The organism is Shewanella sp. 553, from assembly GCF_059338375.1.
In genome coordinates, this window is record NZ_CM181701.1 from 2,828,203 (window position 1) to 2,844,689 (window position 16,487).

General features: G+C 47.7%; 12 protein-coding genes. 1 reads left to right on the forward strand and 11 read right to left on the reverse strand.

Annotation, left to right across the window (positions count from 1 at the left end):
• Positions 1-11 precede the first annotated feature (11 nt).
• The 6 genes from carA to dnaK all read right to left on the reverse strand — a co-directional run bounded on the left by carA (position 12) and on the right by dnaK (position 7,178).
• Positions 12-1,184, reverse strand: coding sequence for a glutamine-hydrolyzing carbamoyl-phosphate synthase small subunit (carA, locus tag AC5YBZ_RS12520; protein WP_494521196.1), 1,173 nt, complete (start codon positions 1,182-1,184; stop codon positions 12-14).
• Positions 1,185-1,345: 161 nt separating this feature from the next.
• Complete coding sequence (dapB, locus tag AC5YBZ_RS12525) at positions 1,346-2,161, reverse strand: 4-hydroxy-tetrahydrodipicolinate reductase (protein WP_494521195.1); 816 nt, start codon at positions 2,159-2,161, stop codon at positions 1,346-1,348.
• A gap of 122 nt (positions 2,162-2,283) precedes the next feature.
• A complete protein-coding gene (gene bamJ, locus AC5YBZ_RS12530) occupies positions 2,284-2,901 on the reverse strand; it encodes a BamJ family beta-barrel-assembly machinery protein (RefSeq protein WP_110458251.1) in 618 nt (205 codons plus the stop codon).
• An 81-nt stretch (positions 2,902-2,982) separates the two neighbouring features.
• Entirely contained in the window at positions 2,983-3,774 is a 792-nt protein-coding gene (locus AC5YBZ_RS12535) for a M48 family metallopeptidase (protein ID WP_494521597.1), read from the reverse strand.
• 270 nt (positions 3,775-4,044) lie between these two features.
• Positions 4,045-5,175, reverse strand: coding sequence for a molecular chaperone DnaJ (dnaJ, locus tag AC5YBZ_RS12540; protein WP_110458253.1), 1,131 nt, complete (start codon positions 5,173-5,175; stop codon positions 4,045-4,047).
• Between the two features lie 89 nt (positions 5,176-5,264).
• Positions 5,265-7,178 (reverse strand): molecular chaperone DnaK, encoded by a 1,914-nt coding sequence (dnaK, locus tag AC5YBZ_RS12545; RefSeq protein WP_494521194.1) that lies wholly within the window; start codon positions 7,176-7,178, stop codon positions 5,265-5,267.
• A gap of 299 nt (positions 7,179-7,477) precedes the next feature.
• On the opposite strand from dnaK, the gene AC5YBZ_RS12550 reads away from it, so the two are divergent.
• Positions 7,478-8,398 (forward strand): DMT family transporter, encoded by a 921-nt coding sequence (locus tag AC5YBZ_RS12550; protein WP_494521193.1) that lies wholly within the window; start codon positions 7,478-7,480, stop codon positions 8,396-8,398.
• 210 nt (positions 8,399-8,608) lie between these two features.
• Here AC5YBZ_RS12550 and AC5YBZ_RS12555 read toward each other — a convergent pair whose 3' ends face one another.
• The 5 genes from AC5YBZ_RS12555 to AC5YBZ_RS12575 form a co-directional block, all read right to left on the reverse strand.
• A complete protein-coding gene (locus AC5YBZ_RS12555; protein ID WP_475514548.1) occupies positions 8,609-9,883 on the reverse strand; it encodes a glutamate-5-semialdehyde dehydrogenase in 1,275 nt (424 codons plus the stop codon).
• Positions 9,884-9,939: 56 nt separating this feature from the next.
• Positions 9,940-11,058 (reverse strand): glutamate 5-kinase, encoded by a 1,119-nt coding sequence (proB, locus tag AC5YBZ_RS12560; RefSeq protein ID WP_494521192.1) that lies wholly within the window; start codon positions 11,056-11,058, stop codon positions 9,940-9,942.
• Positions 11,059-11,211: 153 nt separating this feature from the next.
• Positions 11,212-14,289 carry an efflux RND transporter permease subunit gene (locus tag AC5YBZ_RS12565; protein ID WP_494521191.1) on the reverse strand — a complete coding sequence of 1,026 codons (3,078 nt, stop codon included), beginning with the start codon at positions 14,287-14,289 and terminating at the stop codon, positions 11,212-11,214.
• A gap of 5 nt (positions 14,290-14,294) precedes the next feature.
• Positions 14,295-15,371, reverse strand: a complete 1,077-nt coding sequence (locus tag AC5YBZ_RS12570) for an efflux RND transporter periplasmic adaptor subunit (RefSeq protein ID WP_494521190.1) — start codon at positions 15,369-15,371, stop codon at positions 14,295-14,297.
• Between the two features lies 1 nt (position 15,372).
• Positions 15,373-16,446 carry an efflux RND transporter periplasmic adaptor subunit gene (locus AC5YBZ_RS12575; protein ID WP_494521189.1) on the reverse strand — a complete coding sequence of 358 codons (1,074 nt, stop codon included), beginning with the start codon at positions 16,444-16,446 and terminating at the stop codon, positions 15,373-15,375.
• Positions 16,447-16,487 lie beyond the last annotated feature (41 nt).

Genomic DNA, 16,487 nt, shown 5'->3' on the forward strand with positions numbered 1-16,487 from the left:
CTTCTCCCGGACTACTTAGCGTGGTGACGATATTGTTCAATCAATTCAATAAAGTGATCAAACAAGGGGGCCGCATCATGAGGGCCAGGACTCGCTTCAGGGTGCCCCTGGAAGCTAAAGGCTGGCTTATCGGTAAGATGGATACCTTGTAACGAACCATCAAATAACGACTTATGCGTCACTCTGATATTATCGGGTAGGCTAGCTTCATCAGCGGCAAAACCGTGGTTTTGACTGGTGATCATCACGTTGCCGAGTTCGATGTTGCTCACTGGATGGTTAGCACCATGGTGACCAAACTTCATCTTCAAGGTTTTAGCACCAGAGGCCAGTGCCAGTAATTGATGCCCTAAGCAGATACCAAATACAGGAACGTCAGTCTTCAAAATATCTTGAATCGCACTAATAGCGTAATCGCATGGCTCTGGATCGCCTGGGCCGTTTGATAAAAACACCCCATCAGGATTCATCGCTAACACTTCGCTAGCAGGCGTTTGGGCGGGAACCACTGTCACATCACAACCGCGGTCAACTAACATACGTAAAATATTGCGCTTCACACCATAGTCATAAGCAACGACTTTAAATTTTAGTTCTGCTTTTGGTGTGTCCTCTGGTAGACCGCCGACTAAGCGCCAACTGCCACTGCGCCACTGATATTGCGTGTCGGTGGTGACCTCTTTGGCTAAATCCATGCCTTTTAATCCGGGAAAGGCTTGAGCTGCAGCAAGCGCTTTAGCTTCATCCGTATCACCGACTAAAATAGCGCCAGCCTGCGCGCCTTTTTCCCTTAAAATACGCGTCAGTTTACGCGTATCAATATCAGCGATGCCGACAACATTATTGGCTTTAAGATAATCACTGAGGGATTGCTGATTTCTGAAGTTACTGGCCATTAGTGGTAAATCTCTAATGATTAACCCGCATGCATGCACTGCATCAGATTCGGTATCTTCACTATTGGTTCCAGTGTTACCAATGTGTGGGTAGGTTAAAGTAACAATTTGACGAGAATAGGATGGATCAGTAAGAATCTCTTGGTAACCAGTCATTGAAGTGTTAAAAACGACTTCTCCTACTGCCAGTCCATCAGCACCAATTGCAGTGCCTGAGAATACGGTTCCATCTTCGAGTACGAGTAAGGCAGACTTTGTCAACGCGACCTCCGAAAAGAGCCAAGCCATTGTATAATAGGGTTTTATCTTGCTTTTAAAATACCAACTTCCGCTGAAATACGAAATTTTGACAAATTCCGTCAATTCTATAGGTGAAGTAGCTACTCGTCTATAGTGAAGCGGTATTTTATTTCAAAAAAAAACGCCACGTGGGCGTTTTTGATCAAATACTAATCTTTCAGGCCTAACACCTGCTGCATGTCATAGAGACCCGGATCTTGATCGCCAAGCCAAAATGCGGCGCGCATTGCACCATTAGCAAAGGTCATTCTGCTGGATGCCTTATGGGTGATCTCTAAACGTTCACCGATATCAGCAAACATCGCCGTGTGCTCACCGACTAAATCGCCAGCACGGATGGTCGAGAAACCTATGGTCTCGCGCGAACGCTCTTCCATTATGCCCTCGCGGCCATAAACGGCACATTTTTCAAGATCGCGGCCCAACACCTCAGCAATCACCTCGCCCATTTTTAACGCAGTGCCCGATGGTGCATCTTTTTTATGTCTGTGATGGCCTTCGATGATCTCGATATCGGTATAGTCGCCCATCACCTCGGCGGCTAATTCCAACAAACGCCACATCAAATTCACCCCAACAGACATATTGGGCGCCATCACGATAGGCGTGGTTTCGCCATATGCAGCAATCTGTTCTTTTTGAGCATGGTTAAAGCCTGTGGTACCGATAACGATACCCTTGCCATTGCGTGCACACCAATCGGTATGTACCACGCTGGCTTCAGGAGAAGTGAAGTCGATCAAAATATCAAAGTCATCGACAGCTTGATCGAGCGAATCGGTGATCACCACATTCATCGCCCCGACACCAGCAAGCTCACCAGCATCGACACCAATCAGTGTCGATCCAGCACGCTCAATCGCAGCACCTAAAAAGATATTGCTACTCAGTTTGGCCGATTCAATAAGAGTTCGACCCATTCGGCCGCTGCCACCAGTAATAGCGACTCTTACTTGCTCTGTCATCTACTTCTCCCTTCGATCTATATTGCGCTGTTTTACGGTTTATTATTATGTCCAATAGACCACAAAACTCGCTTTAAATACAATACAAAAAAAAGCCTAAGCAATGGCTTAGGCTATTTTTATTAAAGTATATCGAGCAACTCAACTTCGAACACTAACGCCGAGTATGGCGGGATTGATGCACCAGCACCACGCTCGCCGTAAGCTAGGTGATGCGGAACATACAGCTTCCACTTAGACCCAACAGGCATAAGTTGTAGTGCTTCGGTCCAACCGGCAATCACGCCAGACACAGGGAACTCGGCAGGTTGATCACGTAATACTGAACTGTCAAATACGTCACCACCGATAAAAGTACCATGGTAGTGAGTACGAACAGTAGAATCATAAGCAGGCTTATCACCATTACCTTCGGTAATGATCTCATACTGCAGACCAGACTCTAGGGTTACGACACCTTCACGTTGTTGGTTTTGCGCAAGGAAAGTATCACCTTCTGCAGACGCAGCTGCTGCTGCAGCTTCTTGTACCTTCTGAATACGCTGACTAATTTCAGTGAAGGCAGTTTGAAGATCTTGCATAGAAACCGCACTCTCTTTACCGTCAAACGCATCAGATAGACCAACTTGTACAGCTGAAATATCAATACCTTCAAAAGAGTTTGCCGCTAATTGCTCGCCTAATTGGCGACCGACACCGTAGCTGGCATGCTGTTCAATTGTGGTGAACTTGTCAGACATAATGATAATACTCTCATTTATTCAATTAATTTCGCGGCGGATTTTACCATACTATGCAACAAAAAACTCGCGAATAGCCAATTAGTCACAGCTATTTTTTACCTTAGCTTGGCTTGCCTGATATAAGGGCATCACCTTAGGTTGCATCTGTTGTAAATCGGCAATACGGCGTCCGTGAGACGGATGTGTCGAGAGCAACTCAGGTCCCTGGCTGCCGCCCGCCTTGGCCATATTTTGCCATAGCTCGATACTTTGGCTGGGATCGAACCCCGCCCGAGCCATTAACTCAACGCCCATAATATCGGCCTCACTTTCTTGCTCACGACCATAGGGCAATACAAAGCCCACTTGGGCACCTAAGCCAAGCGCCGCCATATAAAGGTCGCGATTGCCCACCCCGCTGACATCCAGTGCCGCATTCGCCAGCTGCATGCCAACCCCAGTCATCTGCGCCCGAGAGACTTGCTCATTACTGTGATTGGCTAGCACATGTGCCACCTCATGACCGATAACGGTAGCTAGCTGATCTTGATTCGTCGCCACTTTGAGCAAGCCGGTGTACACCCCAATATGGCCACCAGGCAATGCAAAGGCGTTTATCTGCTCAGACTCAAATAGCACCACCTCCCATTTGGGTTGCCCTGCTGGTAATACTGCGGTAATGCGAGAGGCGACGCAGCGAACATAGGCGATACGTTGCTTATCTTTACTTAAGGCTTGTTGCTGTTTCATCTGCTCAAATGATTCGGTGCCCATTTGATCCATCTGCTGCGCCGAAAACAGCAAGGTTTGCGATCGCCCTGTGGGCGACTGATTTGTCGCGCAGCCAGCTAATATGACTAGTATTATCACTGTTATCATTTGTTTCATCATCAATTCCTTTAGGGTCCACCAGCCAGCGACTATAGCCGCATTATGCAACGGATACTCTATCATCATAATACTAGCCCTAATCACAGTAATCTTCCGTCGCAGCAATGGTTCGATACTATGGCTCGATATCATGGCTAAAGGAGCTAGAGGCTATGGGCTTAATCGTTTGATGATAATGCCGAGTAAAGTTGAGCCGTTACAGCATATATTAGCGAGAGTAAGCCATAAAAAAACCTCGCTATGCGAGGTTTTTTTAGTTGCCAACAGACGTTAGCTATTTAAGTCTTGAAAGAACTTTTTCACACCATCGAAAAAGCCTTCAGCTTTAGGGCTGTGCTTCTTTGCCGAACCCGTCAGTGTTTTGTCAAAATCACGCAGTAACTCTTTTTGCTTTTCGCTTAAGTTGACTGGTGTTTCCATCACAACTTTACACAGTAAGTCACCCACTGCATGGCTGCGAACCGATTTCACCCCTTTGCCGCGTAAACGGAACATACGTCCTGTTTGTGTTTCGGCTGGGATCTTAAGGCTCACCTTACCATCTAGGGTAGGCACTTCAATCTCACCGCCCAGGGCTGCTGTGCTAAATGAGATAGGCACTTCACAGTACAGGTTGTTGCCATCACGCACGAAAATAGCATGTTCTCGCACCGTGACTTGAACATATAAGTCACCTGCTGGTGCGCCAAACTCGCCCGCTTCACCTTCGCCAGAGAGACGAATGCGATCGCCAGTATCCACCCCAGCGGGGATTTTAACTGACAGGGTTTTACTCTTCTCGACGCGACCTTCGCCATGACACTTGTTGCAAGGATCTTTAATGATCTTGCCACGGCCATGACACGTTGGACAGGCTTGCTGTACGGCAAAGAAACCTTGGCGCATCTGCACTTGGCCTTGTCCATGACAGGTGCCACATGTGGTTGGCGATGAGCCTCTTTTCGCGCCGCTACCATCACACGCATCACATGCTGCAAGGGTTGGAATGCGTAGCTCTTTGGTTAAGCCTCTCACCGCTTCTTCAAGCGACAATTCGAGGTTGTAACGTAAGTCACTACCGCGCGCTGCTTGACGCTGACCACCACGACGGCCACCACCAAAGATATCGCCAAACACATCGCCGAACACATCACCGAAATCGGCACCGCCGCCGAATCCGCCACCACCACGATTAGGATCGACACCCGCATGACCAAACTGATCATAGGCGGCTTTCTTATCGCTGTCGGTTAGGATTTCGTAGGCTTCTTTTACCTCTTTAAAGCGGGTTTCTGCCTCTTTGTCACCCGGATTACGATCTGGGTGAAACTTCATGGCTAGCCGCTTATAAGCCTTTTTAATCTCGCGTTCGCTGGCGTCACGACCTACGCCTAATACTTCGTAATAATCTCGCTTTGACATAGTCTTATACTTTCTGCGCTAGAGTTGTACGAACGGGCGTTAGAGTTTCCCCATAACGCCCGCTGGAAATAATTTAGGCTAAGCCTGAATTATTTTTTGTCGTCTTTAACTTCTTCGAACTCAGCATCGACAACATCATCAGCAGACGAATCAGTTGATTTTTCAGCTTGTTCGCCTTGGCCTGCTTGTGCCTTAGCTTGAGCAATTTCCATCAACTTAGCAGATGCTTCCATCAATGCTTGAGTCGCTTTCTCGATAGCTTCTTTGTCGTTACCTTTACTTGCGGTATCAACATCGGCCATCGCAGCTTCAATTTTCTCTTTGTCTTCGCTTGGTAGCGCATCGCCTGCTTCTTCGATCTGCTTCTTGGTCGCATGCACCATGCCATCGGCTTGGTTACGTGCGGTTACAAGCTGTTCGAATTTAGCATCTTCGTCTGCGTGTGCTTCAGCATCACGAACCATAGCTTCAACTTCTTCTTCACTTAGACCAGAAGAGGCTTTAATGGTGATCGCTTGTGCTTTACCTGTCTTCTTGTCAGTCGCAGACACGTGCAAGATACCATCAGCATCGATATCGAACGCCACTTCAATTTGTGGCATACCGCGTGGCGCAGGCTCGATACCTTCTAGGTTAAATTGACCTAGAGACTTGTTGGCACTTGACTGCTTACGCTCACCTTGAAGTACGTGAATAGTCACCGCACTCTGGTTGTCATCTGCTGTTGAGAAGACTTGACTCGCCTTAGTTGGGATAGTCGTGTTCTTCTCAATTAGCTTAGTCATTACACTACCCATGGTTTCAATACCCAAAGAAAGTGGTGTAACGTCTAGCAATAGTACGTCTTTTACGTCACCAGAAAGTACACCAGCTTGCACTGCTGCACCGATAGCTACCGCTTCGTCTGGGTTAACGTCTTGGCGGATCTCTTTACCAAAGAAGGCAGAAACTTCTGCGCGTACTTTAGGCATACGAGTTTGACCACCAACCAAAATCACTTCGTTTACATCTGATACTGATAGATCAGCGTCAGCTAAAGCTACTTTTAGCGGCTCAAGTGTACGAGCAATCAAATCTTCAACCAGTGACTCAAGTTTAGCGCGTGTGATCTTAACCACTAAGTGCTTAGGACCTGTCGCATCTGCCGTGATATAAGGCAGGTTAACTTCAGTCTGTGTGGTGCTAGAAAGTTCAATCTTCGCTTTTTCAGCAGCTTCTTTTAGACGCTGCATTGCTAGCGGATCGTTACGTAGATCGATTGACTGCTCTTTCTTGAACTCATCGGCTAGGTAGTTGATTAGACGGTTGTCAAAATCTTCACCACCTAAGTGAGTGTCACCGTTAGTCGCCAGTACTTCGAATGTTTGCTCACCATCTACGCTATCGATTTCGATGATAGAGATATCGAATGTACCACCACCTAAGTCGTATACCGCAACAACGTTGTCGCCTTGCTTCTTATCGATACCGTAAGCCAATGCCGCAGCCGTTGGTTCGTTAATAATACGCTTAACTTCAAGACCCGCGATACGGCCAGCATCTTTAGTCGCTTGACGCTGTGAGTCGTTAAAGTATGCAGGAACGGTAATTACCGCTTCTGTTACTGGCTCACCTAAAAAGTCTTCGGCAGTCTTCTTCATCTTCTTCAGAATTTCTGCAGACACTTGTGGTGGCGCCATTTTCTTACCGTGCGCTTCAACCCATGCATCACCGTTGTCAGCACCGATGATCTTAAACGGCATGATGTCTACGTCGCGCTGTACTTCATCATCTTTAAAACGACGACCAATAAGACGCTTAATCGCAAAGAAGGTATTCTTTGGGTTAGTTACCGCTTGGCGCTTCGCAGGCTGACCAACCAATACTTCTTCACCTGTGTAAGCGATGATTGAAGGGGTGGTACGATCGCCCTCTGCGTTTTCAATTACGCGCGCCTTGCCACCATCTAATACTGCAACACAAGAGTTGGTTGTACCTAAATCGATACCAATAATTTTACCCATGGAGTCCTCCAATAAAAACTTTTAACGAATGCTAAATTTGTCATCTGATTCAGATATGGGGATAGGCGTCATGATTTTCAAGCCTTACTATCCAAGCCAATATCTTTCCTTAACACCCTATATTGGGCCGCCTGAGATGATTACAAGGGTTAAAAATATAAAAATTAGCTTAATTGAACATTTTTTTGGCTGAAAGTCAGTTCAATAACCGGCCTTATAGGTATAATGTATACAATTAGTCATCCAAACAGCCCACAATAGCCATGCTCTATGGCCATTTCAGTTAACGAGATAAGTCAGTGAAATCATCTAATCAAGCCTACTTCTATGCCATTGGTGCCATATTACTCTGGTCCACCGTCGCCACCGCATTTAAGTTAGCCTTGAGCCACTTTACGCCATTGCAGTTGGTGTTTATTGCCGTCTCCAGCTCCATTGTGGCACTGACTGTCATCCTGCTAATTATGGGCAAATTTCACCTAATTCAACGCCAATGGGCTCGCCGCCCTTGGTTTTATTTACAAAGTGGGCTGCTCAATCCGTTTCTCTATTATTTGGTGCTGTTTAAGGCCTATGACTTATTACCGGCGCAGCAGGCGCTGTCGCTCAATTACACTTGGGCCATTCTATTGCCGTTATTATCGGTGCCGCTACTCAAACAAAAGCTACGCAAAAGCGATCTCACCGCGGCGCTTATCGCCTATCTAGGGGTGTTTATTATCGCCACCAATGGTCATATTACCGATATCCACTTTGACAGCGCTGCAGGGGTGATGCTTGCGCTCACCAGCACCGTACTTTGGTGTCTTTATTGGATAATCAACACCAAAGACAGTGGCGACCCTGTGGTTAGCTTGCTACTCAGTTTTTTAATGGGCTTGCCTTTTATTGTGGTGACATTGCTACTGACCGAATCGCTGCCCACTTGGAACGCCAACGCCTTTGGCGCTGCGGTTTATGTGGGGTTGTTTGAGATGGGTGTGACCTTTGTTCTGTGGTTAGTGGCCCTGAAAAAAGCCGACCGCACTGCCAGCATGAGCACGTTAGTGTTTATCACACCAGTATTATCGGTGGGCTTTATCGCTTGGATATTACAAGAAACCATTACCCGCTCGACCTTCATCGGCCTCGGGTTAATTTTATCGGCACTGGCACTGCAGCAGTTATTACCACAGCTAAAACGGCGTCCGCCCAAAGCCCCGCTATCTCCAGGGCTATAGTCTATTGGGCTATAAGATGCCCTTCCCCAATTGAGACTAGCGATTAGGTGCTCGGAAGCCATTTTATTTTGTCGTACAAAATAAAATGGCTGCACTGAACAACAGCCCAGCACAGACACCTTTAAACATAAAAAAGAGAAAGCATTAGGGAATAGCTGCTTTCTCTTTAAGCCGTGTTAGTTTTACAGGCGTTGACTCAAGTCAACGCCATTAGCGACGGGCGGTATAATCCCCAACCCCTATCCACTTATAGGTGGTTAAGGCTTCAAGCCCCATCGGGCCCCGCGCATGCAATTTTTGCGTCGACACCGCTACTTCGGCACCAAGCCCAAATTGACCGCCATCGGTAAAGCGCGTGCTGGCATTGACGTATACCGCAGAGGCATCGACCTGATTAACAAAGTAGGCGGCGGCGTGGATATTGTCAGTTAATATCCCCTCAGAATGACCACTGGAATAATGACGAATATGGGCAATCGCGGCGTCAATATCATCGACCACCTTAATGCCTAATGTGAGTGCTAACCACTCCTGTGCATAGCTGTCCTCAGTGGCATCATGCATATCCACAGCTAAACCATCAGCCAAGGTTTTGGCCTGCGGACAGGCATAAAAGCTCACGCCTAAATCGGCCAATTGACGATACAGTTTAGGCAGCAACTGGCCAGCGATGTCTCGATGCACTAGCGCGGTATCGAGCGCATTACACACGGTAGGACGCTGCACCTTAGCGTTGGCGATCACGACTATCGCCTTGTCGATATCGACCTCTTTGTCTGCATACAGGTGGCAAATCCCTATCCCGCCCAATATCACGGGGATAGTCGCTTGCTCGGCGCATAAGCGCTGCAGATGTTGGCCACCACGGGGCACTATCATGTCGATATAATTATCGAGCTTTAACAGTCCCGTCACTAAGGCACGGTCGGGGCTTTGGATCAACTGCACCGCATCGGCTGGTAGCTCTTGCGCGGTTATGGCCTCACGAATCGCATCACTGAGTGCCACATTTGACAGCAATGTCTCTTTACCACCACGCAAGATAACGGCATTGCCGGTCTTTAGGGCCAACACTGCGATATCGACGGTGACATTTGGGCGCGCCTCATAAATCACCCCAACCACCCCTAATGGCACGCGGCGACGCGACAAACGCAGCCCGTTATCGAGCAACTGACTTTCTAGCTCGGTCCCGACAGGATCGGCAAGGCGTATCACATTGTCGATATCGGCTATGACATTATTAAGCCGGTCCTTATCAAGCAGCAAACGGTCGATCATCGCATCATTAAGGCCGCTGGCACGTGCGTTAGCCACGTCTTGCTGATTGGCCGCGATAATGGTGTCGCTACGGGCGGTTAACGTGGTCGCGATGGCGCTCAGTAGCTGCTGTTTCTGCTCACCACTGAGATTGGCCAGTGCATAGCTTGCCTGCTTTGCTTGCTGACCGAGTGTCTGCAAGTAGGCTTGATGATGTTCAATCACACCCTTACTCCTAAAGTTATCTCAGCTGTTACTGAAATGATTAATATTATGTACTTTTACAGCACCACCATATCGTTACGGTGTACAACGGCAGCGCCATAATCGTAGCCAAGGATAGAATCGATTTCATCTGAGTGCCTACCAGCAATGGCCAGCAGATCCTTAGCACTGTAACGAGTCATGCCCCTTGCATATTCGCGGCCCAACTCGTCCACCAGCTGCAAGGTCGCACCACGCTCAAATTGGCCACTGACGCTGACAATACCTTTTGACAGTAGGCTGCGACCTTTTTGGGTAACAGCCACAATCGCGCCACTATCGAGTACTAATTTACCTTTAGTGGCAGGTCCTGCTAAGATCCATTGCTTACGGCTTTCAAGCGGGTTTTCTAGCGCGGTAAAGTGCGTACCCACCGCCTCTTTACATACCGCATCTTGGATGACCCTTGGTCTATGGCCTGATGCTATAACCACTTCAATACCGGCGCGGCGGGCAATATCGGCGGCCTGCAACTTGGTCGCCATGCCGCCAGTACCTAATCCAGACACAGCTCCGCCTGCAAGCCGACGTAAACTGTCATCAATATTAACCACCTGTTTAATCAACTTGGCATCAGGATTGGCACGAGGATCGGCATCGAACAGCCCTTTTTGGTCGGTCAATAAAATCAAAAGGTCGGCATCACACAGTAGCGCCGCCCTGGCCGATAAATTATCGTTATCGCCCACTTTTATCTCGTTGGTCGCCACCGCATCGTTTTCATTAATGATAGGAATAATGCCATTAGCTAATAACGCATTAAGCGAGTCTCTGGCATTGAGATAACGCTCTCGGTCGTGCAGATCGGCGCGGGTCAGCAACATCTGCCCGACATGTAAACCGTAAATACTAAACAGTTGTGACCACGCCAGAATCAGTTGTCCCTGCCCCACAGCGGCCAACAGTTGCTTATTGGCCACCGTATCGGGCAGGCTAGGATAACCTAAATGTTCGCGCCCAGCGGCTATGGCCCCCGAGGTACACAACACCACTTCAATGCCTGACTTCATTAAGCTTGCCATCTGGCGCGCCAGTTCAACCATATGCGCCTTATCTAGCTGCCTAGAGCCGGATGTCAGCACACTGGTCCCCAATTTCACCACCACACGGCGGTAACCAATCTCACTTAAGTTCATTTTAAAAAAAGTAAATAATGCCGAACTTAGCGTTATACCCAATCCACAGAAAAATTGATAGCGAATGAACTAAAAGATGAGTAGCTTGCAACATCAAGGCAGGCCTAAATGACCTGCCTAGCCGTTTTATAATAAGTGGAGTGTTTAGTATCACTAACTGGAAAACGTTTTATAGCTTCGATATTTCACCTTAAAGAAAATGATATAGAACACAGGCACAACGACTAGCGTCAATACGGTCGCCACCCCAAGACCAAACATCACTACCGCTGCAAGAGACTCGAAAAATGCATCGGTAATGAGCGGCAATACCCCCAAAATGGTCGTGATGGCCGCCATACAAACAGGTCTAACACGACTAACAGTGGATTCAAATACCGCCTCAAACACCTCTGTTCCCTTCTCAATTTCCGTATTGATTTGGTCTAACAGCACAATGCCATTTTTCAATAACATACCAGATAGGCTTAACATTCCTAATAACGCCATAAAACTAAAGGGTTTATCGAGCACCAATAACCCCAAGGTGATCCCTATAATGGCTAACGGCACACAACACCAAATAACCAGCGGCTTACGTACCGAGTTAAACAGAAAAACAGTGATCAGGAACATAAATAGAAAGCCCAAAGGCAAGGTCGCAAACAAGGATTCTTGAGCATCATTAGATGATTCATACTCACCGCCCCAATTAAGCTCATAACCAGAGGGGAGTTCTATCGCCTCGACACTCGACTGCATCTTAGAAAGCAGTTCCGTCGGCAATATGTCATAGGCAAAATCGGCATCGGCAAACACTGTGATGGTGCGCTTACGATCTCTGCGTTGAATAATAGGGTCTTCAAACTTTACATCAAAGCCATCAACGACCTGTTGCATAGGCACATAAACGCCCAGCACAGGGCTCCATATCCGCAAACTCTCCAAGGATCCAATATCAACTCGTTCCTCTTCGGGTAATCGAGCCACTATGGGTAACAGTGTTGTCCCCTCTCTATACATGCCGATGTTCATCCCGGCAAATGCAAACTTAAGGTTGTCATCAACGTTACTTTTGACTATGCCTAAACGACGTGCCTGAGACTCATTAAAGCCCGGAGAGATAAATTTCACACGCTCACGCCAATCATGGCGCACATTGACGGTTCCTGGCGTGCGATTAAAAACGGTCATCACTTGGAATGCTAACTCCCTCAGGACATCGGGATCTGCACCACTGATCCTGGCTTCAATTTTGGCATCGGAAGAGGGGCCGATTTCTAGGCGCTTAAACTTAAACTGTACCTGAGGGAACCTGGCTTCAACCTGCTCGCGATAGGTTGTCATGGCAGGCAACAAGGCATCAAAGCTTGTGGTACGTAACGCCAGTTGTGAATAGGATGAGTAGTTTTTCTCTGGCGCATAAGTCAACAGAAAACGCGGGAATCCCTTACCAACCGTAGAAGCCGCAAACTCGACATTGTCGATTTGAACGGCCATCGATTCCATCTCTTGCGTCACACGCTGTGTTTCACGAATATCAGTGCCTTCAGGCAGCCACACATCGACCAAAAAAATAGGGGTCGTAGATGGCGGAAAAAAGGACTGTTTCACATAAGCGAACCCAGCCAAAGCCGCGACGAAAGCGCTGCAAACCAGCAAAACCGTGACCCAACGAAAACGCATACAAATATCTAATAAAGCTTTGTAAGCGGTAAAAAATGCTCCGCCATAGGGGTCCTTTTCAGCGCCTTTAACCACCTTCTCACCATCTGCACCAAAGAAAAGTTGCGCAAAGAAAGGGGTGATGGTAATCGCCGTGACCCAAGAAAGTAGCAGAGAAAATAACAACACCCAGAATAGCGATCCGGCAAACTCGCCGGTCGCATCGGGCGACAGGCCTATCGGTGCAAACGCGGTAATGGCAATAATTGTGGCGCCAAACAGTGGCCACATGGTTTGTTTAACGATTGCTTGCGCAGCTTGCAAGGTTGTCTCGCCGCGTTGACGACCAATTAAGATCCCCTCAACCACCACAATGGCATTATCAACCAGCATCCCTAGCGCAATGATCAGCGCGCCCAAGGAGATCCTCTGCAGCTCAATATCAGCCTGCAACATCAATATAAAGGTGCCAAGACAGGTTAAAAAGAGGATTAAACCAATCAATATCCCGCTCTTTAGCCCCATAAAGACCAGTAGAACACCAATAACGATCGCCACGGCCGCAATGAGGTTCCATACAAAACTGCCCACCGATTTATCAACCTCTTCAGGCTGATTATACATGGTTGCGATTTTCATCCCCGCAGGGCGAGCATCATCTATCTCGGCTAATTTCTCGGCGACCGCGTCGCCTACTGACACTACATTCACACCGGATGAAAATGAGACACCAATATTGATTGCGCTATCTTGGTTAAAACTTAGTACATTACTTGGGATATCCTGAAAGCCCCGTTTAATACTGGCGACGTCTCTGAGGTAAATCAGTTTAGCCCCCGCAGCCCCTGGAATGATCAGATCGCCAAGTTCGGTAACTGTTTTAAAACCGCCGCTGGTGCGGATCCGTAAGTTATCACCCGCCACGCGAATATTGCCCGCATCTGACACCATATTCTGAGAGTTCAGCAGATTACTAATCGTTGCTGGGTCTATATTTGAGTTAGATAACTTGTTTAATGATATCTCAAGAAAAATCTGTTCCTGCTGTGCCCCGGCCAATGAAACCTTGCCGACACCAGGCACCAGTTCTAATTCACGTTTAACAAAATCAACATAATCAAGCAGGTCTCGATAGCTGTAATCAGGCCCACTGACCATATACATGATGCCGTAAACATCGCCAAAGTCATCATTCACCATTGGCGGGTTCACCCCTGGTGGCAACTGAGCGGACATATCATTGACCTTACGGCGCAACTCATCCCAAATCTGTGGTAATTCATCTGGGCCATAGTTGTTTTTCATGGTGACGCTTATCTGTGACAACCCTGAGGTGCTCAACGAACGGATCTTATCCACATAAGGCAACGCCTGAATCGCCTTTTCTATGGGGTAAGTCACCTCTTCCTCAACCTCAGTGGATGTCGCACCGGGGTAAAGCGTTACCACAACGGCATCTTTAATGGTGAAAGGGGGATCTTCTAACTGACCTAGGCCAGTAAAGGCCATTAGCCCACCGATGAGTAAGATCAGTGAAAACATCCAACTGATCACGGCATTTTTGACAAAGTACCCTGCTACATTCATTGTGACTATCCCTTAATCAGCTCAACTCTCTGTCCATCAACTAAGCGCTTAGCCCCACCAGTGATGATGATCTGCCCACCGGATAACCCTGAAACCACTTCAATCATGTCACCGACAATTACACCCAGCTTAACCTGCTGATATTTAACGCTATCGCTATCAGCCTGATACAGCCACACTCCACCCTCTTGTTCATTTATTTGACTACCATCTCGCATCAGCACAGCCTCAATTGGCACCAAGTGCTGCCGAGTGTAGGTGTAGGTCAAATGGCTTAAGTTAGCTTTTACTTTGGCAGGCATCCCCTCAAGGATTTTATATTTGCCATCTAAGGGCACCGCTAGTGTGGCAATAAACGTATAAGATGAGGGATCTTTTTCCGTGTTTATCTCTAAGATGGTGCCTTTAAAAATCACCTCAGGAAACGCGTCAAACGTCACATCATAAACCTGCTGCATAGCCTTAACATCATTGCGCTTTGATACCGCTAGCAAAATATCTGGGATCTGCACCTCGACATCTATGCGTTCAACTTTATGCATAGTGACAATTTCAGAGCCAGGTCGGACATTCTCGAAGGACTCCACAAAAATATCGCTGACAACACCATCGAACGGTGCTCGTAACTCGGTGTAATCTAGATACAACTTTGCTTGCTTGGCCTCGGCAAGAGACACTAAATATTGAGCTTTTATCTGGTCATATTCTGATTGCGAGATCAGCTGCTTATCGACTAACAGTTTGGTTCGCTGAGCCTGTTTACGAGCGACCTCCATCCTCGCAGTGCGATCGTTTAACACTATTTCGTAATCCTGCTTATCCAATGCCGCCAGCAAATCGCCCTTTTTAACCCGCTGACCTTTTATAACGGGTATGCTACTGATCCTGCCATCGACGCGAAATGAAAGCGGAGTGAGATCTTGAGCCCGCGCCAGCGCATTAAACTCTCTAATCACTTGATTGTTGCTGTACGGTAGGGTGAACGTTTCAACTCGAGCCACTGGTGCTTCAATCACCATAGACTCACTGCAACCCATCAGCAAAAGTCCACCCACTAGACATGAGGCCATAAGTGTTTTCATATTAAAGCCCCCGCTCTTTTAACCAACGCACCGCATTTTGCCCATCGACTAACTCCGACGCCCCTGCAACCACCAGCCAGTCGCCATCATTTAGCCCCTCAACGATTTGATTTGACTCTATCACTACGGGAACTTTCTCGACGCGCTTAACCCTCTCCAACCATCGAAATACATAACGTTGCCCGTCTGATTCCACAATGGCACCATCAGACAATGTCACCCCACTATCACTCACACCTGAAGGCAGCACGGCCTTGACACTCGCCGCCATGCCGGGCAAGACATTGAGTTTTTCTGGAATGGGTAATGTCACGATCAGGGTGTAGCTGCCAGTATCGGGATCAGCGACGGTATTAAGCTCCTTTAATCTGGCAGCAAACCACTCATCGCGGCTATCAAACTTCACTTCTATCCCGGCATACTCGCTATCAAACCGATTAAGCCGTTGTAATGCGCCAATAAACTGTTCTGGTAATTGGAAGCTAACATCTACCGCATTCTCGGTTTGGATCCCCAATACTGGTTCCTGCGTCTGTGCATATTGAAACACACGCATATAACGCTTAGAGATGATTCCGTCATAGGGCGCCAATAAGCGGGTATAAGTTAAGTCAGAATTGGCCTTATCTAACGCAGCTTGCGCCACGGTATACTCACCTTTTGATTGATCATAATCCCCTCGTGAAACCACACCTTGCTCAACTAAGTTGCTGGCGCGCTCAAATAAGACCTTCGCCAGCTCAAACTGGGCGTTAGCCACTGCTCTTTGCTGCTCATAAATGGCCGGATCTAGCGTCGCCAAGGTGTCTCCCATACGCACTTCATCACCTGGGCTCACCAAAATACTGGCTATCTCGCCCGCGACACGAAACGAGAGTATGGCTCGATCAGCAGCCCTGACTTCTCCAGGCAACACCCGTTCTCGCGTCCCCTGTCCATAGGCAAACTGAACTACCTTTACAGGCCTAAAATCGGCCAGAGGGGCTTCGAGCAATAAAGATTTTACTGGGGGACTACAAAGCAAAAACAAACAACAGATAAACAACACTGATAAGGCATTTAAAAATGATTTCATGGCACGGTTTCCAGTGCCCAACTAAAGTAGACACCAAGTTA

Coding starts and splice junctions, on each gene's coding strand:
- bamJ (WP_110458251.1), bottom strand. CDS start 2,901: ATGTCTGACAAGTTCACCACAATTGAACAGCATGCCAGCTACGGTGTC.
- proB (WP_494521192.1), bottom strand. CDS start 11,058: ATGAACTTAAGTGAGATTGGTTACCGCCGTGTGGTGGTGAAATTGGGG.
- carA (WP_494521196.1), bottom strand. CDS start 1,184: ATGGCTTGGCTCTTTTCGGAGGTCGCGTTGACAAAGTCTGCCTTACTC.
- AC5YBZ_RS12570 (WP_494521190.1), bottom strand. CDS start 15,371: ATGAAAACACTTATGGCCTCATGTCTAGTGGGTGGACTTTTGCTGATG.
- AC5YBZ_RS12575 (WP_494521189.1), bottom strand. CDS start 16,446: ATGAAATCATTTTTAAATGCCTTATCAGTGTTGTTTATCTGTTGTTTG.
- dapB (WP_494521195.1), bottom strand. CDS start 2,161: ATGACAGAGCAAGTAAGAGTCGCTATTACTGGTGGCAGCGGCCGAATG.
- AC5YBZ_RS12535 (WP_494521597.1), bottom strand. CDS start 3,774: ATGATGAAACAAATGATAACAGTGATAATACTAGTCATATTAGCTGGC.
- dnaJ (WP_110458253.1), bottom strand. CDS start 5,175: ATGTCAAAGCGAGATTATTACGAAGTATTAGGCGTAGGTCGTGACGCC.
- dnaK (WP_494521194.1), bottom strand. CDS start 7,178: ATGGGTAAAATTATTGGTATCGATTTAGGTACAACCAACTCTTGTGTT.
- AC5YBZ_RS12565 (WP_494521191.1), bottom strand. CDS start 14,289: ATGAATGTAGCAGGGTACTTTGTCAAAAATGCCGTGATCAGTTGGATG.